Annotated in this window: 25 protein-coding genes and 1 tRNA gene; 20 read left to right on the top strand and 6 right to left on the bottom strand. The window is 65.7% G+C overall.

Annotated features, from left to right (window positions below):
- The first annotated feature begins 8 nt into the window (after window positions 1-8).
- The 5 genes from AC1D1B_RS21160 to AC1D1B_RS21140 are packed head-to-tail and all read left to right on the top strand — an operon-like array spanning window position 9 to window position 7393.
- Window positions 9-3773, top strand: coding sequence for a cobaltochelatase subunit CobN (locus tag AC1D1B_RS21160; RefSeq protein ID WP_477334367.1), 3765 nt, complete (start codon window positions 9-11; stop codon window positions 3771-3773).
- The gene (gene cobG, locus AC1D1B_RS21155) at window positions 3770-5251 is read left to right on the top strand and encodes a precorrin-3B synthase (protein WP_477334366.1); all 1482 of its coding nucleotides are present in this window, start codon (window positions 3770-3772) and stop codon (window positions 5249-5251) included. The genes AC1D1B_RS21160 and cobG overlap by 4 nt, the downstream gene beginning before the upstream one ends.
- Window positions 5252-5253: 2 nt before the next feature.
- Window positions 5254-5886 (top strand): precorrin-8X methylmutase, encoded by a 633-nt coding sequence (locus AC1D1B_RS21150; RefSeq protein ID WP_477334365.1) that lies wholly within the window; start codon window positions 5254-5256, stop codon window positions 5884-5886.
- Window positions 5883-6632 carry a precorrin-2 C(20)-methyltransferase gene (locus tag AC1D1B_RS21145; RefSeq protein ID WP_477334364.1) on the top strand — a complete coding sequence of 250 codons (750 nt, stop codon included), beginning with the start codon at window positions 5883-5885 and terminating at the stop codon, window positions 6630-6632. Before AC1D1B_RS21150 ends, AC1D1B_RS21145 begins: the two co-directional genes overlap by 4 nt.
- Window positions 6629-7393, top strand: coding sequence for a precorrin-3B C(17)-methyltransferase (locus AC1D1B_RS21140; RefSeq protein ID WP_477334363.1), 765 nt, complete (start codon window positions 6629-6631; stop codon window positions 7391-7393). The genes AC1D1B_RS21145 and AC1D1B_RS21140 overlap by 4 nt, the downstream gene beginning before the upstream one ends.
- On the opposite strand, the gene AC1D1B_RS21135 is transcribed toward AC1D1B_RS21140, so the two are convergent.
- Window positions 7357-8124, bottom strand: coding sequence for a cobalt-precorrin-6A reductase (locus AC1D1B_RS21135; RefSeq protein ID WP_477334362.1), 768 nt, complete (start codon window positions 8122-8124; stop codon window positions 7357-7359). The genes AC1D1B_RS21140 and AC1D1B_RS21135 overlap by 37 nt on opposite strands.
- 1 nt (window position 8125) lies before the next feature.
- On the opposite strand from AC1D1B_RS21135, the gene cbiE reads away from it, so the two are divergent.
- From cbiE to AC1D1B_RS21095, 8 genes are all read left to right on the top strand, one after another.
- A complete protein-coding gene (gene cbiE, locus AC1D1B_RS21130; protein WP_477334361.1) occupies window positions 8126-9355 on the top strand; it encodes a precorrin-6y C5,15-methyltransferase (decarboxylating) subunit CbiE in 1230 nt (409 codons plus the stop codon).
- Complete coding sequence (locus tag AC1D1B_RS21125; protein ID WP_477334360.1) at window positions 9352-9738, top strand: cobalamin biosynthesis protein; 387 nt, start codon at window positions 9352-9354, stop codon at window positions 9736-9738. The genes cbiE and AC1D1B_RS21125 overlap by 4 nt, the downstream gene beginning before the upstream one ends.
- A complete protein-coding gene (cobM, locus tag AC1D1B_RS21120) occupies window positions 9735-10499 on the top strand; it encodes a precorrin-4 C(11)-methyltransferase (protein WP_477334359.1) in 765 nt (254 codons plus the stop codon). Before AC1D1B_RS21125 ends, cobM begins: the two co-directional genes overlap by 4 nt.
- Window positions 10496-11302, top strand: a complete 807-nt coding sequence (cobA, locus tag AC1D1B_RS21115; protein ID WP_477334358.1) for a uroporphyrinogen-III C-methyltransferase — start codon at window positions 10496-10498, stop codon at window positions 11300-11302. The genes cobM and cobA overlap by 4 nt, the downstream gene beginning before the upstream one ends.
- On the top strand, window positions 11299-12612 hold the full coding sequence (locus tag AC1D1B_RS21110) for a cobyrinate a,c-diamide synthase (protein WP_477334357.1): 1314 nt from the start codon (window positions 11299-11301) through the stop codon (window positions 12610-12612). The genes cobA and AC1D1B_RS21110 overlap by 4 nt, the downstream gene beginning before the upstream one ends.
- On the top strand, window positions 12609-13376 hold the full coding sequence (cobS, locus tag AC1D1B_RS21105) for an adenosylcobinamide-GDP ribazoletransferase (RefSeq protein ID WP_477334356.1): 768 nt from the start codon (window positions 12609-12611) through the stop codon (window positions 13374-13376). Before AC1D1B_RS21110 ends, cobS begins: the two co-directional genes overlap by 4 nt.
- Before the next feature lie 24 nt (window positions 13377-13400).
- Window positions 13401-14411: a nicotinate-nucleotide--dimethylbenzimidazole phosphoribosyltransferase gene (cobT, locus tag AC1D1B_RS21100; protein WP_477334355.1), complete on the top strand. Its 1011-nt coding sequence runs from the start codon at window positions 13401-13403 to the stop codon at window positions 14409-14411.
- Between the two features lie 74 nt (window positions 14412-14485).
- A complete protein-coding gene (locus AC1D1B_RS21095; RefSeq protein ID WP_477261564.1) occupies window positions 14486-14755 on the top strand; it encodes a hypothetical protein in 270 nt (89 codons plus the stop codon).
- An 83-nt stretch (window positions 14756-14838) separates the two neighbouring features.
- On the opposite strand, the gene AC1D1B_RS21090 is transcribed toward AC1D1B_RS21095, so the two are convergent.
- A tRNA-Lys gene (locus tag AC1D1B_RS21090) sits at window positions 14839-14914 on the bottom strand.
- A gap of 105 nt (window positions 14915-15019) precedes the next feature.
- Window positions 15020-15928: a PhzF family phenazine biosynthesis protein gene (locus AC1D1B_RS21085; protein WP_477334354.1), complete on the bottom strand. Its 909-nt coding sequence runs from the start codon at window positions 15926-15928 to the stop codon at window positions 15020-15022.
- 113 nt (window positions 15929-16041) lie between these two features.
- Here AC1D1B_RS21085 and AC1D1B_RS21080 point away from each other — a divergent pair, with 113 nt between their 5' ends.
- The 4 genes from AC1D1B_RS21080 (at window position 16042) to AC1D1B_RS21065 (ending at window position 19627) form a co-directional block, all read left to right on the top strand.
- Entirely contained in the window at window positions 16042-17331 is a 1290-nt protein-coding gene (locus AC1D1B_RS21080) for an efflux RND transporter periplasmic adaptor subunit (RefSeq protein WP_477334353.1), read from the top strand.
- A gap of 4 nt (window positions 17332-17335) precedes the next feature.
- A complete protein-coding gene (locus tag AC1D1B_RS21075; RefSeq protein WP_477334352.1) occupies window positions 17336-18046 on the top strand; it encodes an ABC transporter ATP-binding protein in 711 nt (236 codons plus the stop codon).
- Window positions 18043-19260 (top strand): ABC transporter permease, encoded by a 1218-nt coding sequence (locus AC1D1B_RS21070; protein WP_477334351.1) that lies wholly within the window; start codon window positions 18043-18045, stop codon window positions 19258-19260. Before AC1D1B_RS21075 ends, AC1D1B_RS21070 begins: the two co-directional genes overlap by 4 nt.
- Before the next feature lie 124 nt (window positions 19261-19384).
- Window positions 19385-19627, top strand: a complete 243-nt coding sequence (locus AC1D1B_RS21065) for a hypothetical protein (protein WP_477334350.1) — start codon at window positions 19385-19387, stop codon at window positions 19625-19627.
- 17 nt (window positions 19628-19644) lie between these two features.
- On the opposite strand, the gene AC1D1B_RS21060 is transcribed toward AC1D1B_RS21065, so the two are convergent.
- Window positions 19645-20121 carry an Lrp/AsnC family transcriptional regulator gene (locus AC1D1B_RS21060; RefSeq protein WP_477334349.1) on the bottom strand — a complete coding sequence of 159 codons (477 nt, stop codon included), beginning with the start codon at window positions 20119-20121 and terminating at the stop codon, window positions 19645-19647.
- A 146-nt stretch (window positions 20122-20267) separates the two neighbouring features.
- On the opposite strand from AC1D1B_RS21060, the gene AC1D1B_RS21055 reads away from it, so the two are divergent.
- Window positions 20268-21371, top strand: a complete 1104-nt coding sequence (locus tag AC1D1B_RS21055) for a 1-aminocyclopropane-1-carboxylate deaminase (RefSeq protein ID WP_477334348.1) — start codon at window positions 20268-20270, stop codon at window positions 21369-21371.
- Between the two features lie 4 nt (window positions 21372-21375).
- On the opposite strand, the gene AC1D1B_RS21050 is transcribed toward AC1D1B_RS21055, so the two are convergent.
- A complete protein-coding gene (locus tag AC1D1B_RS21050) occupies window positions 21376-22101 on the bottom strand; it encodes an NUDIX hydrolase (RefSeq protein WP_477334347.1) in 726 nt (241 codons plus the stop codon).
- 2 nt (window positions 22102-22103) lie between these two features.
- Window positions 22104-23216: an endonuclease/exonuclease/phosphatase family protein gene (locus AC1D1B_RS21045; RefSeq protein ID WP_477334346.1), complete on the bottom strand. Its 1113-nt coding sequence runs from the start codon at window positions 23214-23216 to the stop codon at window positions 22104-22106.
- 167 nt (window positions 23217-23383) lie between these two features.
- On the opposite strand from AC1D1B_RS21045, the gene AC1D1B_RS21040 reads away from it, so the two are divergent.
- Window positions 23384-23977, top strand: a complete 594-nt coding sequence (locus tag AC1D1B_RS21040) for a BA14K family protein (protein WP_477334345.1) — start codon at window positions 23384-23386, stop codon at window positions 23975-23977.
- A 182-nt stretch (window positions 23978-24159) separates the two neighbouring features.
- Window positions 24160-24444 (top strand): PilZ domain-containing protein, encoded by a 285-nt coding sequence (locus tag AC1D1B_RS21035; protein WP_477334344.1) that lies wholly within the window; start codon window positions 24160-24162, stop codon window positions 24442-24444.
- Window positions 24445-24482: the final 38 nt, after the last annotated feature.

The following is a 24482-nucleotide window of genomic DNA, read 5'->3' as shown; positions in this document are numbered from 1 at the left end:
GAACCACGATGCACATCCTCACCACCACATCCGCTTCGCTCGACGATCTCGCCGAGCCTGTCGATCTCAGGCAGACGCCAGCGGATATCGTGGCCCTGTCCTTCACCGACAGCGACCTCGCCGGACTGGCTGCAGCATGGAAGGCTGATGCCGCCCGCCTGCCCTCGATGCGGCTGGCGGCGCTACGCGACCTGCGCCATCCCATGTCCGTCGACCTCTGGGTCGACAGCGTCGCCCGCCACGCCAAGGTGATTTTGGTGCGCATCCTCGGCGGCTACGACTGGTGGCGCTACGGCTGTGACCAGCTGGCCGCGACTGCCCGCGCGCACGGCATCAAACTGGCGCTGCTGCCCGGCGAAAGCCACGACGAGGATCTCAGGCTGATCGAAGCCTCGACGCTGCCGCGCGCGGAACTGGACGGCTTGCTCGGGTATTTCCGCGAGGGCGGGCCAGAGAATATGACGACGCTGATGCAGCGGCTGGCTGGGTTGGCCGGGGCAGATGTTGCGGCGGCTGAGCCGGTGAGCGTTCCGAAGGCCGGGTTTTATGAGCCGGGGCGCGGCGTCGTGGGCAAGTTGGATTTTGGCGATGTCGGCGTTCCTTCACACCCCCCTCTGTCCTACCGGACATCTCCCCCGCAAGGGGGGAGATCGGCCGTCACAAATGCCGGCCCCCTTCCTGCTCCTTTGAAGATCTCTGCAACGTTTGCGATTGGCGAAAACATCCGTGAGAGCTCAATCTCCCCCCTTGCGGGGGAGATGTCCGGCAGGACAGAGGGGGGTGGGCGGGAACGCGACGCCGACAACACCTACATCAACGCCCCCATCATCCCCATCCTCTTCTACCGTTCGATGCTGCTGGCTGCCGATGTCGCCCCAATCGACGCCCTTTTCGAAGCACTCCGCCAGCGCGGCATGCGCCCGGCTCCCATCTTCGTCTCCAGCCTGAAAGACCCGACCTCCTTCGCCTTCGTGGAAACCGCGCTGGCCTCCCTGAACCCCGCCGCCATCATCACCGCCACCGCCTTCGCTTCCGGCGCCGAACCCGGTGTCGAAACCCTGTTCGACCGCGCCGGCGTGCCGGTCTTCCAGGTCATCGTCGCCACCACCCGCCGCGACGTCTGGGACAAGAACCAGCGCGGCCTGGCACCCGCCGACCTTGCCATGCATGTCGTGCTGCCCGAACTCGACGGCCGCATCCTCGCCGGCGCGATTTCCTTCAAGGGCGAAAGCGAGACCGACCCCGCACTCGGCCACCGCGCCTTCGCCAACCGGCCGGAACCGGATCGCGTGGCGCAAGTGGCGGATAGGGTAGCGGCCTTTATCCGTTTGCAGGAGACGGCTCGCGCGGAGCGCAAGCTGGCGATCCTGATCCCGGACTATCCGAGTGCGCCCGGCCGCACCGGCTATGCCGTAGGCCTCGATGTGCCGTCGAGCGTGCTGGCCATGCTGCATGACCTGAAGGATCAGGGCTACGGTGTTGAAGGGATTCCACAAACGCCGCGTGCACTGCTGGATGCGTTGGAGCGCAGCAGTGATGGGCTGGGACTCACAGACTACCAGGACTTCTTGAAGGACCTGCCGGTTGAGGCAATTGCGAAAGTAGAAGCCGCTTGGGGAAAGGCCGAAGAGGCAGGTTTGCGCGAGGCGCCCCCCTCTGTCCTGCCGGACATCTCCCCCACAGGTGGGGAGATTAGCAGCTCAGCCGCCGGATTTCCTCCTGCGACGGTTGAGATTGGCGAAAGCGCCGATGACGGCTCAATCTCCCCCCACGTGGGGGAGATGTCCGGCAGGACAGAGGGGGGCGCGACAGAACGCCGGCCTTCGCGGCACGTTGGCCAAAAACAATTCCTCTTCCGCGCCGCCACCTTCGGCAACGTCACCGTCGCCCTCGCCCCCGACCGTGGCCGCTCGGCCGACCGCCGCGCCGACTACCACGACCCGACACTCCCGCCGCGCCACGACCTGATCGCCTTCGGCCTGTGGCTGCGCAAATCCCTCGGCATCCACGCCCTCATCCATGTCGGCGCCCACGGCACGCTGGAATGGCTGCCCGGCAAAACGGTGGCGCTGTCGCAAGCCTGCTTTCCCGAAATCGTAACCGGCTCCTTGCCCGTCATCTATCCCTTCATCGTCTCAAACCCCGGCGAGGCGGCACAGGCCAAGCGCCGCATTGCCGCCGTCACACTCGGCCATCTGCCGCCGCCGCTGACCGGCGCCGGCCTGGACGAAGAGCAGCACAAACTCGAGCGGCTGGTCGACGAGTACGCCCAGGCCGACGGCCTCGACCGCCGCCGTCGCGATCGTCTGGCCAAGCTGATCGTCGACACGGCGCAGAAGACTGGCCTTGCCTCCGAAGCAGGCGTAGCCAAAACCGACGCACCCGACGAAGCGCTGCGCCGCATCGATGCCTGGCTCTGCGACCTCAAGGACTTCGCCATCAAAGATGGCCTGCACATCTATGGCCGCGCGCCCGAGGACGAACCCGACGCAATGCGGCTGCAAAGCGCCGAGGCCGAAAAGGCATCGCTGCTCGCCGCGCTCGATGGTCGCCATGTCAAGGCCGGTCCGGCCGGCGCGCCCGCACGCGGCCGCGCCGACGTGCTGCCCACCGGCCGCAACCTCTTCACCTCCGACCCGCGCACCATGCCGACGCCGACCGCCTATGATCTCGGCAAAGCTGCGGCGGAAGAAGTGGTACGCGGCTACATGCAATCGCATGGCGACTGGCCGCGCTCGCTGGTCATCGATCTCTGGGGCTCGGCCTCGCTGCGCACCGGCGGCGAGGAAATCGCGCAAGGCCTGGCGCTGATGGGCTGCCGGCCGCAATGGGATTCTGCCACCGGCCGCATCACCGGCATCGAGGTGCTGCCGCCGGCCACCCTCAGCCGGCCGCGCGTCGATGTCACCTGGCGCATTTCAGGCCTGTTCCGCGACATGTTCCCAACCCAGATCGCGCTGATCGACGCCGCCGCCAACGCGGTCGCGGCCCGCGACGAAGACGATTCGGAAAACCCGCTCGCGGCCCGGACCCGCGCCGATGGCAGGATCAGCCCGCGCATCTTCGGCACCTCGCCCGGCACTTATGGGGCCGGCGTCGAGGATCTTTTGTCGAGCGGCGACTGGGGTGCGCGCGAAGAGATCGGCCGCGCCTATCTCGATGCGACATCGCATGCTTATGGCGGCGCCGAGGGCGAAGGCACTGCCTCGCCCGGCGCGTTCGAGACCCGCATCGCCGAGGCCGATCTTCTGGTCCACACCGGCGACGATCCCGGCCGCGATATCCTCGAAGGCTCTGCCGATGTCGCTTTCATCGGCGGCTTTTCGGCCGCACTTGCAGCACTGGGCAGAAACGCCGACGTCATCGTGCTCGACACCACGGACCCGCAAAAGCCAAAACCGCGATCGGTCGGCGAGGCAGTATCGCGGGTGGTGCGCGCCCGCGCCGTCAATGCCCGTTTCATCGCCGGCCAGATGCGGCACGGCCCGCGCGGCGCCTCCGAATTCGCCGAAACGGTCGACCGTCTCATCGGCTTTGCCGAAACCACCCACGCCATTTCAGGCGCACTGATCGAGGCCGTGCACGATGCCTATGTCGGCGATCCCCTGGTTCGCGCCTTCATCCTGCGCGAAAACCCGGCCGCCGCGAAAGTCATCGCCGAGCGCTTCCTGTCGGCGCGCCGGCGCGGGCTCTGGCATCCCTTGCGCAATTCGATCGACGACGATCTTGCCGCGCTGATCGCCGAGGCCGAGGCGCTAGGGGTCGCGGCATGAACGCCTTTTCAAGGCGCGGCGCTTGTCCGGCCCTGTCGGCGCCGATGGAGACCGGCGACGGCCTGCTGGTGCGGCTCAACCCGGTCGCTGGAGGATTGTCGCCGAAGCTTCTGATCGGACTCGCTGAATCCGCCTTAAAGCACGGCAACGGCATCATGGAAGTCACCGCGCGCGGTAGTTTGCAGATACGCGGGCTGACGGCGGACAGTGCTGCGCTGCTGGCAGCGGAGGTCGATGCGCTGGGCATTGCCGTGCGCACCGGCGTGCAGGTCGAGACCGGGCCACTGGCCGGTATTGATCCGCAGGAGATCGCCGATCCGCGGGCTCTGGCTGAGCGGATCGGGGCGGCGGTTGAAGAAGCTGGGCTCACGCCAAGGCTGGGGCCGAAGGTTTCGGTGGTTGTCGACAGCGGCGGGCAGCTGACGATGGATGCGGTGACGGCGGATGTCAGGCTGAAGGCGGTGCGAGCCGACGCTGGCGTCCTGTGGGCTGTATCTGTTGCGGGTGACAGCCAGAGCGTGAGGCCGCTCGCAACCGTCAACGAGGATGCAGCGCGCCATATCGCCGTTGCGGTGCTTCGCATGGTTGCCGAGAAAGGGCGTGAGGCGCATGCGAGGGATCTGTCGGAGCGGCATTTGGCCTCTCTCGCCGGTTGGCGTTCTGTCGCGCCCCCCTCTGTCCTGCCGGACATCTCCCCCACAAGGGGGGAGATTGTGCCGTCATCGCCGGTTTCGCCAATTTTCAACGTCGATAGTGAAGAGCCGGCAGCGAAGCTGCTAATCTCCCCCCTTGTGGGGGAGATGTCCGGCAGGACAGAGGGGGGCGCGAAGGAACTCCCACCTATCGGAACGTTTAACCTCGCCAACGACACCACCGCCCTCGGCATAGCCCTCCCCTATGGCAGCATGCCGGCCGACAAGCTCATTGCCCTCACCCAACACGCCCTCACCCTCGGCGCCACCGAAATCCGCCTCGCCCCCGGCCGTGCCCTGTTCTTCCTCGGCCAGCCCGCCGCCGCAAACCACCCCCTCCAGGCCACCGCCGCCGCCCTCGGCTTCGTCACCTCCCCCTCCGATCCGCGCACCCGCATCGCCGCCTGCCCCGGCACCCCGGCCTGCGCCTCCGGCCGCATCGCCACCCGCGACATCGCCGAGACAATCGCCGCCGAAAACGCCGATAGTCTCGACTTCACCCTGCACATTTCCGGTTGCGCCAAGGGCTGCGCGCATCCCGGCCCAGCCGCGCTAACAATCGTCGGCGGCGAAAACGGAGCCGGACTTGTCGTGAACGCGACGGCAAAGGCCCTTCCTGCGGGCTACAGGCCGGGCTATGACGCCGCGCGCGGCGTCAGTCGCGTCGCCGCGATGGTCCACAGCGCACGATATCAAGGCGAAACCGCCGCCCACTGCCTGACAAGGCTTGGGCCGGCGACAATCGCCGAGGCTTACCGACAGGCCCAAACTGAAAAACGGAAATGAGCATGGCCGCCTACGACTATATTCATGACGGCAACGCGATCTACGAGCGCTCCTTCGCCATCATCCGCGCCGAGGCCGACCTGTCGCGCTTCTCCGAGGCGGAAGCCGATGTCGCGATCCGCATGATCCATGCCTGCGGCCAGGTCGAAGCATCAAGCCATTTTGTCTTCTCCAGCGATTTCGTCGCCGCCGCCCGCACCGCCTTGGCGGCCGGTGCGCCGATCTTCTGCGATGCCGAAATGGTCTCGCATGGCGTCACCCGCGCCCGGCTGCCGGCAGGCAACGAGGTGATCTGCACGCTGCGCGACCCGCGCACGCACGACATTGCCAGGGAGATCGGCAACACCCGCTCGGCCGCCGCGATCGACTTGTGGGGTGAGCGCATGGCCGGTTCCGTAGTCGCCATCGGCAATGCGCCGACGGCGCTCTTCTACCTCCTGGAAAAGCTGCGCGATGGCGCGCCGAAGCCTGCTGCAATCATCGGCATGCCGGTCGGCTTCGTAGGTGCTGCCGAATCCAAGGATGCGCTGGCCGAGAATTCCTACGGCGTGCCCTACGCCATCGTGCGCGGCCGTCTCGGCGGCAGCGCCATGACCGCAGCCGCCCTCAATTCGCTGGCGAGGCCCGGCCTGTGAACGCGCTTCCAAAAGGCCGGCTCGTCGGCGTCGGCACCGGTCCCGGCGATCCCGAACTGCTGACGCTGAAGGCCGCCCGCGTCCTGGCCGAGGCCGACGTCGTGGCCTATTTCGCCAAGCGCGGCAACAACAGCAATGCCCGTGCCATCGTCGAGGCGCGCTTCCGGCCGGACATGCTGGAACTGCCGCTGCTCTATCCCGTCACCACCGAGATCGACAAGGATCACGACGACTACCGCTCGCAGATCACGGATTTCTACGAAGAGTCGGCCGAGCAAGTCGCTGAACACCTCGAAGCCGGCCGCATGGTCGCCGTGCTGTCCGAAGGCGATCCGCTGTTCTATGGCTCCTACATGCACCTGCATGTGCGCTTAGCCCATCGCTTCCCGACCGAAGTCATCCCCGGCGTCACCGCCATGTCGGGCTGCTGGTCGCAGACCGGTGTGCCGATCGTCCAGGGCGACGATGTGCTGACGGTACTGCCCGGCACGATGAGCGAGTTCGAACTGACACGCCGGCTGGCCGACACCGATGCCGCCGTCATCATGAAGGTCGGCCGCAACCTGCCCAAGATCAGGCGGGCGCTGGAAGCGACAGGCAAGCTCACCCGCGCCGTCTATGTCGAGCGCGGCACCATGGCCGGCAGCGTCTCCATGCGGCTCGCCGACAAGCTCGACGACAAGGCGCCGTATTTCGCCATCGTGCTGGTTGCCGGCTGGTCCGGCCGTCCCGGAGCCAAGCCATGAGCGGCCGTCTGACAGTCATCGGCCTCGGACCTGGCAATGCCGATCAGGTGACGCCGGAAGCCAGCCGCGCCGTGGCGCAAGCAAAATTCTTCTTTGGCTACAAGCCCTATCTCGACCGGCTGGAATTGCGCGCGGACCAGACCCGCGTCGCCTCCGACAATCGCGAGGAACTCGCCCGCTCGAAGGACGCGCTGACAAAAGCCGCCGAGGGCCATGACGTTGCCGTTGTCTCCGGTGGCGATCCCGGCGTGTTCGCCATGGCGGCCGCCGTTTGCGAGGCGATCGAGGCCGGTCCGGCCGAATGGCGCGCGGTCGATGTCACTGTGGTGCCCGGCATCACCGCCATGCTGGCGGTCGCCGCCCGCATCGGCGCCCCACTTGGCCATGATTTTTGCGCCATCTCGCTGTCCGACAATCTGAAGCCGTGGGACCTGATCGAACTGCGCCTGTTGGCGGCCGCCGGCGCTGGCTTCGTCATCGCGCTCTACAACCCGATCAGCAAGGCGCGCCCCTGGCAGCTCGGCCGCGCCTTCGAATGCCTTACCGCCATTCTGCCGGGCACCACGCCGGTGATTTTCGGCCGCGCCGCCGGCCGACCGGACGAGCGCATCGAGGTGTTTCTGCTGGCCGATGTCGAAGCCGAAAAGGCCGACATGGCGACCTGCATCATCATCGGCTCGCCGGAAACCCGGATCATCAAGCGCGGCGACAAGCCGGCGCTGGTCTACACGCCGCGCTCCGCTACAGGGTCGAGCAAATGATCGGCCAGCGCGGCGAGTTCATCGACGGTTTCGGCGCAGCGCACGTCCGGCAGGGACGGCCTGCGAACCATGACCACCTCGATGCCGAGCGCTCGCGCTGCAGCGATCTTGCCACAGGTCGCCTCGCCGCCGCTGTTCTTCGACACGACGACATCGATGCGATGGCTTTCGAGCAGCGCGCGTTCATCCGCCTCGCGGAACGGCCCGCGTGCCAGCAGGTAAGCCGCATCCGGCACCGCCAGTTTCGGCTCGACCGGATCGACGCTGCGGATGAGATAATGGTGCTGGGGCGCCACCTCGAAGGCCGCAACCTCTTGCCGACCGAGCGCCAGGAAGGCCCGGCGCGACGCCTCTCCAAGCCCTTGCACGGCATCGCCAACCGTATCCACCATCATCCAGCGGTCGCCGTCGACAGGCTCCCAGCCGGGACGGCGCAGCGCCAGGATCGGTACTCCGGTCAGGTGCGCGGCTCGCGCCGCATTGGCGGAGATTTGCGCGGCATAGGGATGCGTGGCGTCGATCAGAAGATCGGTGCGCGTCTCCCTGAGATAGGCGGCCAGCCCCTCGGCGCCGCCAAATCCGCCACTGCGCACCGGCACCCCTTGCGCGACCGGGCTTTCGGTGCGACCGGCCAGCGACAGAGTGAGCGACAGATCGGCGCGCGCGGCGAGTTTTCCTGCCAGGTGCCGGGCTTCGCTGGTGCCGCCAAGGATCAGAATGCGGTGGGTCATCATGCCTGCTAAGGGTCAGCGCGACGCCAAATGGCTCACCATCGTCGGCATCGGCGAGGACGGTTTAGCGGGTCTCGGCGACCAGGCCAAGCGGCTGATCGCCGGGGCGGAATTCGTCTTCGGCGGCAAGCGGCATCTGGCGCTGGTCGCTTCGCTCGCCAAGGGTGAGCAGCGCTCCTGGCCGGTGCCCTTCGATGCCGGCATGGCGGATGTGCTGGCGCTGACCGGCCGGCGCGTCTGCGTGCTCGCCTCCGGTGATCCGTTCTTCCATGGCGTCGGCGCTACGCTGGCCCGCAAGGTCAAGCCGGAGCAGATGCAGGTCATCCCCACTCCGTCGGCGATTTCGCTGGCCGCTGCGCGGCTCGGCTGGGCACTGCAGGACATCGAGACCATCTCGCTGCATGGAAGACCGCTCGACCTGATCCGGCCGCTGCTGCAGCCCAAGACCCGCATCCTGGCGCTGACATCGGACGGCGACGCCCCAGCAGCAATCGCGCGCCTCCTCACCGAGCTCGATTTCGGCGCCTCGCGGCTGACCGTTTTGGAAGCACTGGGCGGACCGAACGAGAAGCAACGCTCGGCTCGCGCCGATGCCTTCGATCTTAGAGATATCAATCCGCTCAACGTGCTGGCGCTCGAACTTGAATCGACACCGGAAGCCCGCATCCTGCCGCTGACCGTTGGCCGCGCCGACCATCTGTTCGAGCATGACGGCCAGATCACCAAGCACGACATCCGCGCCATCACGCTTGCAGCGTTGGCGCCGAGGCGTGGCGAATTGCTGTGGGACATCGGCGCCGGCTCCGGCTCCATCGGCGTCGAATGGATGCTCGCTCACCCCTCGATGCGCGCCATCGCCATCGAGGCCAACAGCGACCGCGCCGCCCGCATCGCCCGCAACGCGGCGCATTGCGGCGTTCCCGGTCTCGTGGTGGCGGAAGGGTCGGCACCCAAGGCGCTTACCGGGCTGGCCACGCCGGACGCGATCTTCATCGGCGGCGGCGGCAGTGTTTCAGGCGTCTTGAACGCCGCCATCAAGGCGTTGCGGTCCGGCGGACGTCTGGTCGCCAATGCGGTGACGCTGGAGATGGAAACGATGCTGCTTGCCCAACACACCAAGCGCGGCGGCGATCTCACCCGCGTCGCCATCGCGCGGGCTTCGCCGGTCGGTTCGATGCAGGCCTGGCGCCCGGCCATGCCGGTCACCCAATGGAGCTGGGTAAAGCCATGATGGTCGCGGGCATCGGCAGCCGGAAGGGCGTGAGCGTTGAAGACGTTCTGGCGGCCATCGAAACCGCGCTCGAAGCGCATGGGCTGGCGATGACGGCGCTGTCCGCACTGGCCACTGCCGCGCTCAAGAAGGATGAAAAAGCGATCTCTGCCGCTGGCCGCGCGCTCAACCTTCCGGTCATCATCGTCGATGACGCAGCGCTTCAGTCCGTCCCGTCGGGGATGCTCAGCAAATCCGATCTCTCGCAAGAACTCGCCGGCACGCCATCCGTCTCCGAGGCATCCGCCCTTGCCGTCGCCGGCGCCGGTGCAAAGCTGCTCGGCCCCCGCACAGTGCTCGGCCCTGTCACCTGCGCCATCGCCATCAGCGGAGATGCGCCATGACCGTTCATTTTATAGGCGCCGGTCCCGGGGCCGCCGACCTGATCACCCTGCGCGGTGCGCGGCTGCTGGCAAGCTGCCCGGTTTGCCTGCATGCCGGCTCGATCGTCGCGCCCGAATTGCTGCAGCACTGCGGGCCTGGCACAAAACTGATCGATACGGCGCCGATGTCGCTTGACGAGATCGAGGCTGAATATGTCGAAGCCCACAAGGCCGGCCACGATGTCGCCCGCCTCCATTCCGGCGACCTGTCGGTGTGGAGCGCGGTTGCCGAGCAGATCCGCCGGCTGGAAAAGCACGGCATCCCTTACACGCTGACGCCGGGCGTTCCCTCCTTCGCCGCCGCTGCGGCAGCGCTTCGCCGCGAACTCACCATTCCCGAAGTCGCGCAAAGCCTGGTGCTGACTCGCGTCTCCGGCCGAGCTTCCAAAATGCCGCCGGGCGAAACGCTGGCCGGCTTCGGCCGCACCGGCGCTACGCTGGCCATTCATCTCGCCATCCACGCCATCGACCGCGTCGTCGCCGAATTGATGCCGCATTATGGCGGCGATTGCCCGGTGGCGATCGTCTTTCGCGCCTCATGGCCGGACGAGCGCGTGCTGACCGGCACGTTGGCCACCATCGAGGCACAGCTCGCCGCCGATCCGATGGAGCGCACGGCGATCATCTTCGTCGGCCGCTCGCTGGCAGCGGAAGGTTTTGGCGAGAGTTCATTATACGACGCCAACTACCAGCGGCGTTTTCGCGGACGGGACGGATTGTGAGCGGCAAAAGCGAAAACCCCACGCTCGAACAGGCTTTGTCCCGCCTGAACTTCAAGCCGCGTGCGCTTGAGCCCGGCCATGTCTGGCTGGCTGGCGCCGGGCCCGGCGATCCCGGCTGCCTGACGCTGGAAGTGCTGGCGGCATTGGCCGAGGCCGATGCTGTGGTCTACGACGCGCTGGTCTCGCCTGACGTCGTCGCCGTTGCCGAAAATGCCGAACTGTTCTTTGCGGGAAAACGCGGCGGCAAACCGTCGATGAAGCAGGACGACATCACCGCTCTGCTGGTGCGGCTGGCGCGCGACGGCCGCCGCGTCATCAGGCTGAAGGGCGGCGATCCCTATATTTTCGGCCGTGGCGGCGAAGAGGCATTGGCGCTGGTGCGGGAAAACATCCCGTTCCGCGTCCTGCCCGGCCTGACATCGGGTTTAAGCGCGCTGGCCGCCACCGGCATTCCCGCCACCATGCGCGGCATCAACAAGGCGGTGATCTTGGCGACCGGACACGCCGCCGGCACCGATGACGATCTCGACTGGGCGGCAATCGCCCGCACTGGCCAGCCGGTGGTCATCTACATGGGCATGGCCAACCTGCCCACCATCGCCGCGTCGCTGCTCGAAGGCGGGCTGGCGCCATCGACACCGGCGGCGGTTATCGTTTCGGCGACGACGCCGCAGGAGCGGACAGTCGTCGCCACGCTCGCCACTATTTCCGAAGCGGCCGCCGCGGCGGGGCTCGCCTCGCCTGCGCTCATTGTCGTCGGCGGCATCGTCGCCATGCGCGCGGCACTGGCGGGCGATCAATGACCCGCGCCATCATTATCGGCGCGCCGCGTTCCGGCTCCGGCAAGACCAGCGTCACCATCGGCATACTGCGCGCGCTGGCCCGGCGCGGCATCAAGGTGCGTGGCGCCAAATCCGGCCCCGACTATATCGATCCCGGTTTTCACACCGCTGCGACCGGCCGCTCCGGCGTCAACCTCGACAGCTGGGCGATGTCGCCCGACCTGCTCAATGCCCTGGCCGGCAACGCCACCGAGGACGCCGACTTCATTTTCCTCGAAAGCGCCATGGGCCTGTTCGATGGCATCCCTGCCGGGCAAGGCCGCACCGGCTCGGCCGCCGATCTGGCGCGGCTCTACCATCTGCCGGTGCTGCTGGTGCTCGACGTCTCCGGCCAGTCGACGACGGCGGCGGCCGTCGCCAAGGGTTTCGCCACTTACGACCCCGATGTGCGCATGGCCGGCGTCGTGCTCAACCGTCTCGGCAGCGAGCGCCACCGCAAGCTGTGCAGCGAGGCCATCGAAGCGCTTGGCCTGCCAGTCGTCGGCAGCATATTGCGCGATCCCTCGCTCAACCTGCCGGAACGCCATCTCGGTCTCGTCCAGGCCGGCGAGTACGACGATCTGATGGCACATCTCGACCGTCTCGCCGACATGGTCGAAAAATCCCTCGACCTCGATGCCATCATGGCGCTGGCCGCGCCGTTTTCGCCAGCACAAGGCAGTTTCGGCGACGCCTTGCCGCCGCCCGGCCAGCGCATTGCGCTTGCTGAAGACGCCGCCTTCACCTTCCTCTATCCGCATGTCGCCGCGCACTGGCGCAAGGCGGGCGCGGAGATCGTGCCGTTCTCGCCGCTCGCCGACGAAGCACCGGCGCAGGACTGCGATGTCTGCTGGCTGCCTGGCGGCTATCCCGAGCTTCATCCCGGCCGTCTCGCCGCGGCAATGCATTTCCGCGCAGGCATGGCAACGTTTGCCGAGACCAAGCCCGTCCATGGCGAGTGCGGCGGCTTCATGGTACTGGGCGAAGCGCTGGAGGATGCGGCTGGCGAGACACACGCTATGCTCGGCCTGCTCGGCCATTCCACCAGCTTCGCCAAGCGCAAGATGAACCTCGGCTACCGCGAGGCGCGGCTGCGCGCCGCCTGTCCACTGGGGACGCAAGGCGCATTGATCCGCGGCCACGAATTCCACTATGCGCAGATGATTGCGACCGGCAATGACGAGCCGCTGGCCGACCTCGCCGACGGCCAGGGCAATCCGCTCGGCGCGTCCGGCTATCGGCGCGGCCATGTCAGCGGCACCTTCTTCCACGCCATTGCGAGGGGTGGATGAGCACAGTTCCCTCGCCCCGGCAGGCCCTCGACGACATCGCGCTCTGCCTCGTCTTCTTCACAAGGCTACCGTTGCCTGTGTTCGACTTTCGCGGCCGTAGCCTTGCCGATGCGATCTGGGCGGCACCCATCGCCGGCCTCGCGGTGGCGCTGGTTGGCGCCGTCGTCTACGCCATCGGGGTAAAGCTCGGCCTAGCCGCCGGTCCGGCGGCGGCCCTTGCGCTTGCCGCAACCCTGCTCTCCACCGGCTGCCTGCACGAGGACGGACTGTCGGATGTCGCCGACGGTTTTGGCGGCGGCAAGACGCGCGACAAAAAACTGGAGATCATGCGCGACAGCCGCATCGGCGCCTATGGCGCCGCAGCCCTTTGCCTGTCGCTGCTCATCCGCTGGAGCGCGCTGTCGCAACTGGCCAATCCGACCAGCGTTCTCTTCGCGCTCATTGCGGCCCATGCCGCCTCGCGCGGCCTGCTCGGAGCCTTCATGCATCTGGCGCCGCCGGCGCGCAGTGACGGCCTGTCTGCCGGCGCCGGCACTGTCTCAGCGCAAACCGCTATTCTCGGCGCCGCGCTCGGTGCGGTTGCGCTGCTGGCGCTGGGGCTAGGCGGCGCTTTCGCCGCGCTCATCCTGCTTGCCCTGGTGTTCAGCGCCCTACGCGCGCTCTGCCTCAACCAGATCGGCGGCCAGACCGGTGATACGATCGGCGCCCTGCAGCAAATCGGCGAGGTCACTGTTCTGCTCGTCGCTTCCGTTTCCCTCACCTGAATCACTTCTGGAGATCGTTCCCCCATGCCCTTCAAATCGCTTGATGAATTGCGCGCCGCCTGTCTCGACCTGCCCACCGGCAGCGATAGCGCGGCCAATGCCGTCGCCCGCCGCCAGGACACACTGACCAAGCCGCAAGGCAGCCTTGGCCGGCTCGAAACCATTGCCGCCTGGCTGGCGCGCTGGCAGGACCGCGACATGCCGAAGCTCGATCGCGTAAAAGTCTTCGTCTTCGCCGGCAACCATGGCGTGACAGCACAAGGCGTATCGGCCTTCCCCTCGGAAGTGACCGTGCAGATGGTGGCGAATTTCGCCGGCGGCGGCGCCGCCATCAACCAGCTTGCCCGCATCGCCGGCGCGGAACTCGACGTCATCCCGCTCGATCTCGACCATCCGACTGGCGACTTCACGCAGACAGCAGCAATGGACGAAAAGGCCTTCCTCGCCGCTGTCTCGGCCGGCTATCACGCGGTGACGAAAGACCTAGACCTCGTCTGCTTCGGCGAAATGGGCATCGGCAACACCACGCCGGCGGCCGCCATTTCGACGGCCCTGTTCGGCGGCGGTGCTGAAAAATGGACCGGGCGCGGCACCGGCGTCGATGATGCCGGCTTGAAGCGCAAGGTCACCGCCATCGAAGCCGGCCTCAAGCGCCATGCCGATGCGCTGTCCGATCCGCTGAAGATCGCCGCCGCCCTTGGCGGGCGCGAACTCGCCGCCATTTTTGGCGCCACGCTTGCCGCGCGCCGCAGCAATGTGCCGGTATTGCTCGACGGTTTCGTCTGCACCGCTGCCGCAGCACCCCTGGCAAGGCTGCACCCGTCTGGCCTCGCCCACACCATCGCCGCCCATGTCTCGGCCGAATCCGGCCACCGCCGCTTGCTCGAGGCGCTCGGCCTGCCGCCCCTGCTCGACCTCGGCATGCGGCTCGGCGAAGGCTCCGGCGCCTGCCTCGCCGTCAACATCGTCCGCTCGGCGCTGGAATGCCACACCAGCATGGCGAGTTTCGCTGAGGCTGGTGTGTCGGAGAAGTAGACCAGAGCGGCTTATGGGACCGCGTTGGTAGGAAGTATCTTTTATTCCTGAAAACTCTTCAGTAGAGTTGCAGGATGATGAAGCTCCGTCCGCTTGCTGCTGCTATAGCTATCGCCGCCGTTCTTGCTGGTGTGTATCGGCGTAGCGGATACACAACCTACGGACCGCTCGACACCGCTATCCTTGTTGTCTTTCTGGTATTTTTCTGGTGGCTGGTCAGCGATTTCTCCGGAAGAAAAGCCAGCGTCGAAGCCGACGGACGTCAGAGCGCGGATGGCGGGATTGCTTTTCGGTTCGGCAGATTTCTGCGCCGCGTTTTTCGGCGCGGCAATCGCGGTCTTTGAACCAGACGCGAACGGCTCACCTTGAGGTGAGTCGTTTCATTTCCCTCGTTCCAGGGTCTTTTCCACCAATTTTCTTGAAAATTTGGTGGGTGCGCACAGGATTGAACTGTGGACCCGCTGATTAAGAGTCAGCTGCTCTACCAACTGAGCTACGCACCCACTCGACCGGTAAAACCGGCGTTGGCGGGCATATAGCCGCCGACACCGGTCCTGTCCAGCCCTGCCGGAATCATTTCCCGACAAATCGCTGAACTGCCGCAGCGCTCACACGAACAGTCTGCCTTCCGCCACCTTGATGGCATGGCCGCCAATGCGCGCAGAGGCCAGTTTTCCGGCCTCGACAGTGAGTTCGAGGCGGATGCGCGATGGCCGGCCCATCTCCAGCCCCTGCTCGATCCATAGCTGCGAAATACCGTCGGTTGGCGCGTCGAAATGCATGATGGCGCCGGCAAAGGCCGCTGCCGCCGAACCGGTCGCCGGATCTTCGTAGGACGGCGTGCCCGGCACGATCATGCGGACGTGGAAGGCGCTGTCGTGGTTCACCGTCTGGCGGCAGTAGACATACGGGCTGGCGAAAGCCCATTCGCTCTTGCGCGGCGCCAGTTCCGACCAGGCCTGGTTGTCCAGCTTGATCCGGCCCGCCGCCTCGAGATTCGCGACCGGGATGGTGACGTAAGGCACGCCGGCGGACCAGAACGACACCAGGTGATTCTCAAAGCCGATTTCATGCGGCGCCAGGCCAAGGGCTGCGCCAATCGCTTGCGGATCGGCATCGAGCTCTAGCGGTTCCGGCAGCTTCGCCAGATCGAACTCGGCAAAGGTGGCGCCATCGTGCCGGCTGACGGCGCAGCGCACCGGGCCGATATTCTCCTCCAGCACGAAGATGCCGGCTTCGCCCTCGCCTGCCAGTTCGGCCAGCGCAATCGCCGCGCCGACGGTCGGGTGGCCGGCAAACGGCATTTCATAGTCGGGTGTGAAAATGCGGATGCGGTTGCGATGTTTTGGATTGTCCGGCGGCAGCACGAAGACGGATTCGGACAGGTTGAACTCGCGCGCAATGGCCTGCATGGCTGGCGTATCCAGCCCCTTGCTGTCCAGCACGACAGCCAGCGGATTGCCAGCCAGCCGTTCCGTCGTAAACACATCGTAGAGCAAGTAATTGCGCGTCTGCATCTTGGAAAACCTTCCGCCTCAATCCGAACATGGCCGAAATTTAATTTGATATTCGAACCAGCAAGCCTGATCTGTGCATCCATAGGGACATTACGCTTTCATAGGGGTCCAGCGTGGACCAGCTTGTCAATCTGCCAAAGACGGAATCGGATTCCGCCATCGAGGCGGCACTTGGGCTAGACCAGAACAGCGTGCGCAAGAAGCGCCGCCGCGGCTGGCTTTACGCGCTGCTGGCGCTGATCGCGGTTGCCGCTGCCCTCGCCGGCTACCAATGGTATGCCGGCTCTCCCGCCAAGATTGACTACACCACCACGCCGGCCACAATTGCCGACCTCACTGTCGCGGTGTCGGCGACCGGCACACTGCAGCCGCTCACCCAGGTCGACATATCGAGCGAGCTGTCCGGCATCATCCGTTCGGTCTCCGTCGAGGAGAACCAGCAGGTCAAGAAGGGCGACGTGTTGGCGACGCTCGACACGGTGAAGCTCGAAGTCCAGATCGAACGCGCCGAGGCCTCGGCCAAGGCCGCAGCCGCCAATGTCGAGGACGCCACGGTAACGCTGACCGAGAATGAGAAGGCGCTGGTGCGCGCCGCCGAACTGACCAAGCGCGGCATGGCCACCGACCAGTCGCTCGAGGCGGCGACCGCCACACGCGACCGTTCCAAGGCAGCGCTCGACAGTGCTGAGGCCAATCTCGCCATCGCCCAGGCCGACCTCAAGGCGCAGCAGACCGACCTTGCCAAGAGCACCATCTACGCGCCGATCGACGGTATTGTCTTGACGCGTTCGGTCGACCCCGGCCAGACGGTCGCCTCCTCGCTGCAGGCGCCGGTGCTGTTCATCATCGCCGCTGATCTCAGAAACATGGAACTGGTGGCGGCGGTCGACGAGGCCGATATCGGCGCTGTCAAATCAGGCCAGCATGCGCGCTTCACCGTCGATGCCTTTCCGGAGCGGCCGTTCGACGCCGAGATTCGCGACATCTCCTACGCCTCCGTCACCACCGACGGCGTCGTCACCTACAATGCGCGGTTGGAAGTCAACAACAACGAGTTGCTGCTGCGGCCCGGCATGACCGCCACCGTTTCGGTCGTTACCCGGCAGGCCAAGGGCGTGCTCACCGTGCCGTCCACCGCTTTCCGCTACCGGCCGGCGCAGCAGGCCGCCCGCGCCTGGAGCCTCAGCGACCTGTTTACCGGCCGCATGGGCCGTCCCGGCGGCGACCGCCGCCAGCAGGTGGCGGCGCCCACCGATGGCTCACGCACGCTCTACGTGCTGGAGAACGGCCGGCCGCATCCGGTCAACGTCAAGATCGGTTCCACCGACGGCGAACTAACCGAGATCACGTCCGGCCTCGACGAAGGCGCTCAGGTGATCACCGCCTCACAGCTGCGGAGCTGACGCCGTGGCCGCGGGCGCGACCCTCATCGGCTTCGACACGGTCTGGAAGAGCTATGGCCAGGGCGAAGCCAAGGTGCATGCACTGGCCGGCGTCGACCTCGCCATTCAGCGGGGCGAATTCGTTGCCATCATGGGTCCGTCGGGTTCGGGCAAGTCGACGGCCATGAACATCATCGGCTGCCTCGACACGCCGACCGCCGGAACCTATTCCTTTATGGGCATCGATGCGGGCCGGCTCGACCGCAACCGCCGCGCGCTGCTGCGCAATCTCTACATCGGCTTCGTCTTCCAGGGCTACAATCTGTTGCCGCGCACCACGGCGGCGGAAAATGTCGAGCTGCCGCTGATCTATCGCGGCGCGCCGGCCCGCGAGCGCCGCGACCGTGCCATGCAGGCGCTGGCCGAGGTCGGTCTTGTCGGGCGCGAGCACCATACGCCGGCCGAACTGTCCGGCGGCCAGCAGCAGCGCGTGGCGATCGCGCGCGCCATCGTCACCAGGCCGACGTTGCTCGTCGCCGACGAGCCGACCGGCAATCTCGATACCGCCCGCACGCATGAGATCATGGAGCTGCTGACGCGGCTGAACCAAGAGCTTGGCCTGACCATCGCCATGGTCACCCACGAAGCCGACGTCGCCGAATATGCCGAGCGCACCATCCGCTTCCTCGACGGCCATGTCGCCTCCGACACGGCCAGGCTGGAGGTGGCATTATGATCTGGGAAACCGTCCGCCTGTCGCTGCGCTCCATCCGCCGCAACGTGCTGCGCTCGTTCCTGACGCTGCTCGGCATCGTCATCGGCGTCGCCGCCGTCATCGCCATGCTGACCATCGGCTCCGGCACCACGGCCAAGGTCAAATCGGACATCGCCAAGCTCGGCAGCAATCTGCTCGTCGTCCGCCCTGGCCGCCCTGCAAGTACTGGCGGACCGGGAGGTCTCGACCAGGCGGTGCGGCCGCTGGCCGACAAGGATGTTGCAGCCCTCGTCGCGCATCTGACCGGAGCGCGCGCCATTGCGCCGGCTTCGCAGAAACAAGTCCGCGTCATCTTCGGCACCGAGAGCCTGACCTCGGGCGTCACCGGCACCGACAGCGCCTATCTCGACGCCCGCGACTGGAAGCTGGTGTCGGGCCGGCCGTTCAGCGATTCGGAGACGCGCTCCGGCACCGGCGTGTGCCTGATCGGCGAGACGGTGCGCCAGCAATTCTTCGGCGCCGGCGAGCCCGATGGCGAGATCATCCGCGTCAACCGCACCTCGTGCAAGATCATCGGCCTGCTCGAACCCAAGGGCTATACCGGCTTTGGCCAGGACCAGGACAATGTCGTGCTGATGCCGCTTGCCGCCTACCAGCGCCGCATCGCCGGCAACCGCGACATCGACAACATCTATGTCGCCGCCGACGACCGCACCCCGACCACTGAATTGCAGCCGCGCGTCGAGGACATTTTACGCGATACAAGGCGCATCACGCCCGACCGCGAAGACGATTTCTCGATCCGCGACATGACCCAGATCGCCGACGCCATGGCCAGCGCCACCACCACCATGACCGGCATGCTCGGCGCGGTCGCCGGCGTCAGCCTGCTGGTCGGCGGCATCGGCATCATGAACATCATGCTGGTGTCGGTCACCGAACGCACCCGCGAGATCGGCATCCGGCTCGCCATCGGCGCGCATGAAAAGCACATCCTCATCCAGTTCCTGGTCGAGGCGACGGTGCTGTCGCTGCTCGGCGGCATCATCGGCATCCTGATCGGCCTGGCGCTGGCCGGTCTCGCCTCGGCGACGCTGACCATACCCTTCGCGCCAAGCCCGGCCGTCATCCTGCTCGCCGTCGGTTTTTCCGCTTTGATCGGCATGGTGTTCGGCTTCTTCCCGGCACTGCGCGGCGCCAGGCTCGACCCGATCGACGCGCTGCGCCACGAATAAGCGCCAGATCAGCTACACCGCAACCAACCGCTATCCACAAGCATGGGTGCTTGCCGACACCGACAACACTGTCGTCGTCCGGTCTATGATGGTAGGGCAAAGCATCTCTGGTCGAGGAGTAGCAATGAGCAAGAAAGCACGGCTGATCCTGGCGATGGTGATCATCGAAGGCGCCCTTGCCGGCCTCTGGTGGTATCTCGCCCGCTACGGCATGGCCAATCCCGACCGCGTTACCGGCGATTTCCAGGCGGTCGTCGGCCAGACGATGGGGACCGCCATGGGTGGGCTGCTGGGTCTCGGCTTAATCCTGTTTGTCGTCGCCGCCCGCAATGACCGCAAGGCGGCGCAGCAAAAAGGGCAACGCTGAGCTACGCTTGAAGCCTGTCAGAACGGCAGCCGCGCATTCTCCTTCACCTCCTTCATGACGAAGAAGGTCCTTGTTTGCCGAACGCCCGGCAGCGCGATCAGTTTTTGCCCATGCAGCTTGTTGAAGTCCGCCATGTCGCGGACCCTGATCTTCAGGAGATAGTCGAAGTCGCCGGCCACGAGATTGCAGTCCAGCACTTCCTTGAGCTCGAGCACCGCCGCTTCGAAAGCGGCGAAGCTTTCCGGTGTCGAGCGGTCGAGTACGACGCCGACCATGACCAGCGCGCCAAGCCCGACCGCAGCAGGCGCGATCTCTGCCCTCACGCCGGTGATGTAGCCCTCCTCGAACAGGCGTTGCGTGCGCCGATGGCAGGTGGCGGCGCTGACATTGACGCGGGCCGCCAGCTCCGCATTGGTCAGCCGTCCCTCGGCCTGAAGGGCGCGCAGGATTTTCATGTCGATCCGGTCAAGAGCCTGTGTGGAAGATTCTTCCATTTCGATGATCCTTCATGGATGATCTGGGCAATCAGATCGCTGATTTGTGAAGCATGTAAAAATCCTTGACGCAAGTTCGAGAGCACCTTTCGCATAACTGCGCCTATCTTCAGCCGATCGAAAACGACCATGGCGGAGGCAGATCGATGTCACTTCTCGCAAAGTTCGAACGTTATCCCCTGACCTTCGGCACGACGCCGATCGAGCATCTGCCGCGGCTGAGCGCGGCGCTGGGCGGGAAAGTGCAGGTCTACGCCAAGCGCGACGATTGCAATTCCGGGCTCGCCATGGGCGGCAACAAATTGCGCAAGCTCGAATACATCGTGCCGGACGCCATTGCCTCCGGCGCCGACACATTGGTGTCGATCGGTGGCGTCCAGTCGAACCACACCCGCATGGTCGCCGCGACCGCCGCCAAGATCGGCATGAAGTGCGTGGTGATCCAGGAGAAGTGGGTGCCCCATTATGACGCGGTCTATGACCGGGTCGGCAACATCCTGCTGACGCGGCTGATGGGGGCCGACAGCCGGCTTGTCGATGACGGTTTCGACATCGGCATCCGCAAGAGTTGGGAAGACGCCATCCAGTCGGTGAAGGACGCCGGCGGCAAACCCTATCCGATTCCGGCCGGCGCCTCGGTGCACAAATTCGGCGGGCTGGGCTATGTCGGCTTTGCCGAAGAGGTGGCGAACCAGGAGGCCGAACTCGGCTTTACCTTCGACTACATCATCGTGTGCGTGGTCACCGGATCGACGCAGGCCGGCATGATCGTCGGCTTTGCCGCTCAAGGTCGCGCCGACCGCGTGATCGGCATCGACGCCTCGGGGACACTCGACCAGACCCGCGCGCAGGTCCGCCGCATCGTCGACGACACCGCCAACCTGGTCGGGCTCGGCCGCACTGTGCGCGACGACGAGATCGTCATCAACCCCGACTATGCCTATCCGGCCTATGGCGTTCCCTCGGACGAGACCAACGACGCGATCCGTTTGGCGGCCCGCACCGAGGCGATGATCACCGATCCGGTCTATGAGGGAAAGTCGATGCAGGGCCTGATCGATCTGACCCGCAAGGGCTTCTTTCCCGAGGGGTCAAAAATTCTCTACGCGCATCTTGGCGGCGCGCCGGCGATCAACGGCTACAGCTACTACTACAAGGACGACGGCGCCTCGACCCGGCCGCAACCGGCAGCAAGCTCAAAACCTCGGGAAAGCGAGTCGCAGGAGGCGCTGCCGCCGCTCTTTCCCTGACCGGTCAGGGGTCCTCGCCACCGTTGGCAAAATGCCATTCGACCAGCGGCTTCATATGCGGCGCCAGTCCCTCCGGCAGGTCTGCGGCATGGCGGATGATCACCGGTCCTTCGATCTCGGGATCGGCCTCGGTGGCGACGAAGGCCGAGATGCGCCGCGCAATCTCACTGGCCGGCTCATCGACGTGGTAGCGGCGGAAGAGAACCGTGCCGGTCGAAGTCGACAGCGCATGGTAGCGCCTGCCGCGCGCGGCGCCTGACAGGTCAAGCCCGGTCTCCTCGCGCACTTCGCGGATCATGTTGAAATCGACATCGACGCGGCCGTCGCGAAAATCGATCGGCTCGAACGAGCCGGCGGCGAAATAGACACTGCCGGCGCCGACCGTGTGCGAGCCCATGCGGATCGCCACCAGCGCATTGTCGCCGGCGACCAGCATGGCGTGGCCATAGGCATGCTCCGCGCCGGTCCCCTGACGGTTCTTGCGCCACAGCATGAAGGTCGAATACTTCACCGCGTGGCAGCGCCCGACGAGACGGTTGTCGCGCCAGGCGAGCGCCGAGAGCAAAACCACGGTGCCGTCGAACAGTGCCGGTTTGGCAGCGATTTCCCGGCGCCAGTTCTCCTCGATCGCCACCCGATTGTCGCGCTCGAACGGATGCGGGCCCGGGTCGAGCCGAACGTCGATCTCGTCGACCGGCAGGATGACGTTGCGCGGCAGGTCGAAACTCACGCTCAGGCCATGTCCAGGGTGATCGCCACCGGACAATGGTCCGACGCCTTCGGCCGGTCCCAGCCGGCGCGTGGAAAGCGTTCCACCGCCTGGCCGGCCGGAAAGATGGTGCGCCAGGGCTGGCCGTTGCGGATGATGTCGGGAACGGCGGTCGCATTCTTCGCCGCCAGCCCCTTCGACAGCAGGATGTAGTCGAGCTGGCACAGATGCCGCTCCTTCGGTCCGCGCGTGTGATAGAAACTCCAGCGGTCCATCTCCGGCCGGCGCTCGACGACATTCTCGCAAAATCCGCCTGATGTCAGCACATTGAGGCAGGACTGGCTCTCGTCGATGACCTGGAAGCGGTAGCCGTCGACGGCGTCGCCCTCGATCTTCACCCGCTGCCGGTAGTCGTTCATGTCGCCGCAAATCGCCCAGCGCTTGTCGGCGGCGTGATCCTTGCTGAAGCGCTCCTCGATGATGTGTCGTACCGCCTGCGCCTCGGCGATGCGCAGCGGCATCGTCGCTTCGCGCCCGTCGAGCCCGTTGCGCGGCGAGCCCATCGACTTGAAATGCACGAGATAAAGCGTCAGCGGCACGCCGCCGATCTTGATGTCGACCTCCAGACAGTCGCGGCGGAAGATACGTTCATTGGCCTGATGCCCGAGTTCGGCCAGTTCCGGCGTGAACAGCCCGAACTGCTCGAAGGTGACATAGGCATGGCTGGTCATGCGCACGAATTCGATCGGCTGGCCCTGCGCGGTCTCATTGCGCATCATCACGGCAACGTCGATGCCGCGCGAATCATTGCCGGCGGTGGTGTATTTCTGCCGGTAACCCTCGCCCACCATCTTGAAGAGATAGCCATATTCGAAGGCCTTCAGCGCCTCGATATTGTCGACCTCCTGCATGCAGATGATGTCGGCGCGCGTGGCAGCTATGGCGAGCGCCGTCAGCTGGCGCGTATCGTCGGACTGGGCGATGGCGCGTGCCTGCTCCAGCATCCTGTATTCGGCCTCGCTCTGGATGTCGAAAAGCGCCAGCGTGCGGTCTTCGTTGAGCTGGTTGCGGTAGCCGGAGAAATCGAACCTGTTCATCAGGTTTTCGACATTGAAGGTAGCGAGGCGCAGCGACATGGCCGTGACCTTTGCCTGCAAGCGGTGTCGAAAACAAGAGCCGCGCCCTTGCTCGTCACGGTTGATGGAACCTTTCTGTTCATCCTCCGTTCAGATGCAAAGTCCCATCAATAGGCTTCTTCCCTGGGGTATTCTGGGCGTGGGGCCTGTATCGCTTGGAGAGTGCAATGAACTCGCTCTTTTCTTCCACCGTCAAATCCGGGCTGATAGCGCTCGGTGTCCTCTCGGGTCTCACGGCGCCGTCCGCCGCCGGCCCGATCCTGCAGCCAAACCTGTCGGTGCCGTCAAGCACCGCCGCCCCGACGATCACGCCGGTCCGCGACGACTGGGCGGGCGGCAATGACCGCCGCTCCTTTAACGATTGGCAGTGGCGTCGCCACGACGGCCGTCGCTTTTCCCGGTCAGGCAACTGGAACAACGACAACTGGAATGGCGGCAACTGGGATGGCGGCGACAACTGGCGCTGGCGCCATCATCGCCATCGTCACGGTCGCGATTTTGATAGCGGCGCTGCCGCGGTTCTCGGCCTCGGCCTGGGTCTCGGTCTCGGCAGCATCTACAACAACGGCTACTATAATAACGGCTACTACAATGACGGCTACTATGTGCAGCCGGCGCCCCGCCGCTATTATCGTACGCAGCGTCTTTCCAGCGCCCACGTCCAGTGGTGCTACGACCGCTACCGGTCTTACCGGTCCTGGGACAACACGTTCCAGCCCTACAATGGCCCGCGCCAGCAATGCTGGTCGCCCTATAGCTGAACTATCAGCGACAATGCACAACGGCGCCGCCCATCGCGGCGCCGTTTCCATTTGGGGTTTCCATTTGGGAGAGAGGGCTGGAGTCGATCGCCGCTAACCATATGTTTATCGGCTCAGCCTATCCATGATACGGTTCCCTCATCTGACGATCGCGCCGATCCGGTCGCGAAGGACGTGCCGTCATGGCCGACGACGAATTGAGAAACAAACACCGGCAGCGCGTGCTGAAAGGCGCGACGATCCTGACCGGCCTGACCAATTCCGAGGTCAAATGCACGGTGCGCAACATGCATGCCGGTGGCGCCGAGTTGAAAGTGCCGATAGACGCGCGCGTGCCGGACGAGTTCCTGCTGTATGTGCCGGTCGACGGCATCGGCTACAAGGCCATCGTGCGCTGGCGCCGCGACGACCGCATCGGCGTCGAGTTCACCGGCACCGAGCCGAAGCCGCACTGGCACTATGGCTGACCGTCGATAAACCGACATGAAAAAGCCGGCGGATCGCT

The organism is Mesorhizobium sp. P2_C5_2, assembly GCF_056404535.1.
Note: the sequence above shows the minus strand (reverse complement) of the source record. Positions and strands in the feature narration are given on the sequence as shown.

What these genes read in the sequence shown, in the direction of transcription:
- AC1D1B_RS21160 (WP_477334367.1), top strand. Translation starts at nt 9, where the DNA reads ATGCACATCCTCACCACCACATCCGCTTCGCTCGACGATCTCGCCGAG.
- cobG (WP_477334366.1), top strand. Translation starts at nt 3,770, where the DNA reads ATGAACGCCTTTTCAAGGCGCGGCGCTTGTCCGGCCCTGTCGGCGCCG.
- AC1D1B_RS21150 (WP_477334365.1), top strand. Translation starts at nt 5,254, where the DNA reads ATGGCCGCCTACGACTATATTCATGACGGCAACGCGATCTACGAGCGC.
- AC1D1B_RS21140 (WP_477334363.1), top strand. Translation starts at nt 6,629, where the DNA reads ATGAGCGGCCGTCTGACAGTCATCGGCCTCGGACCTGGCAATGCCGAT.
- AC1D1B_RS21135 (WP_477334362.1), bottom strand. Translation starts at nt 8,124, where the DNA reads ATGACCCACCGCATTCTGATCCTTGGCGGCACCAGCGAAGCCCGGCAC.
- cbiE (WP_477334361.1), top strand. Translation starts at nt 8,126, where the DNA reads ATGCCTGCTAAGGGTCAGCGCGACGCCAAATGGCTCACCATCGTCGGC.
- AC1D1B_RS21125 (WP_477334360.1), top strand. Translation starts at nt 9,352, where the DNA reads ATGATGGTCGCGGGCATCGGCAGCCGGAAGGGCGTGAGCGTTGAAGAC.
- cobM (WP_477334359.1), top strand. Translation starts at nt 9,735, where the DNA reads ATGACCGTTCATTTTATAGGCGCCGGTCCCGGGGCCGCCGACCTGATC.
- AC1D1B_RS21110 (WP_477334357.1), top strand. Translation starts at nt 11,299, where the DNA reads ATGACCCGCGCCATCATTATCGGCGCGCCGCGTTCCGGCTCCGGCAAG.
- cobS (WP_477334356.1), top strand. Translation starts at nt 12,609, where the DNA reads ATGAGCACAGTTCCCTCGCCCCGGCAGGCCCTCGACGACATCGCGCTC.
- cobT (WP_477334355.1), top strand. Translation starts at nt 13,401, where the DNA reads ATGCCCTTCAAATCGCTTGATGAATTGCGCGCCGCCTGTCTCGACCTG.
- AC1D1B_RS21095 (WP_477261564.1), top strand. Translation starts at nt 14,486, where the DNA reads ATGATGAAGCTCCGTCCGCTTGCTGCTGCTATAGCTATCGCCGCCGTT.
- AC1D1B_RS21085 (WP_477334354.1), bottom strand. Translation starts at nt 15,928, where the DNA reads ATGCAGACGCGCAATTACTTGCTCTACGATGTGTTTACGACGGAACGG.
- AC1D1B_RS21070 (WP_477334351.1), top strand. Translation starts at nt 18,043, where the DNA reads ATGATCTGGGAAACCGTCCGCCTGTCGCTGCGCTCCATCCGCCGCAAC.
- AC1D1B_RS21065 (WP_477334350.1), top strand. Translation starts at nt 19,385, where the DNA reads ATGAGCAAGAAAGCACGGCTGATCCTGGCGATGGTGATCATCGAAGGC.
- AC1D1B_RS21060 (WP_477334349.1), bottom strand. Translation starts at nt 20,121, where the DNA reads ATGGAAGAATCTTCCACACAGGCTCTTGACCGGATCGACATGAAAATC.
- AC1D1B_RS21055 (WP_477334348.1), top strand. Translation starts at nt 20,268, where the DNA reads ATGTCACTTCTCGCAAAGTTCGAACGTTATCCCCTGACCTTCGGCACG.
- AC1D1B_RS21045 (WP_477334346.1), bottom strand. Translation starts at nt 23,216, where the DNA reads ATGTCGCTGCGCCTCGCTACCTTCAATGTCGAAAACCTGATGAACAGG.
- AC1D1B_RS21040 (WP_477334345.1), top strand. Translation starts at nt 23,384, where the DNA reads ATGAACTCGCTCTTTTCTTCCACCGTCAAATCCGGGCTGATAGCGCTC.
- AC1D1B_RS21035 (WP_477334344.1), top strand. Translation starts at nt 24,160, where the DNA reads ATGGCCGACGACGAATTGAGAAACAAACACCGGCAGCGCGTGCTGAAA.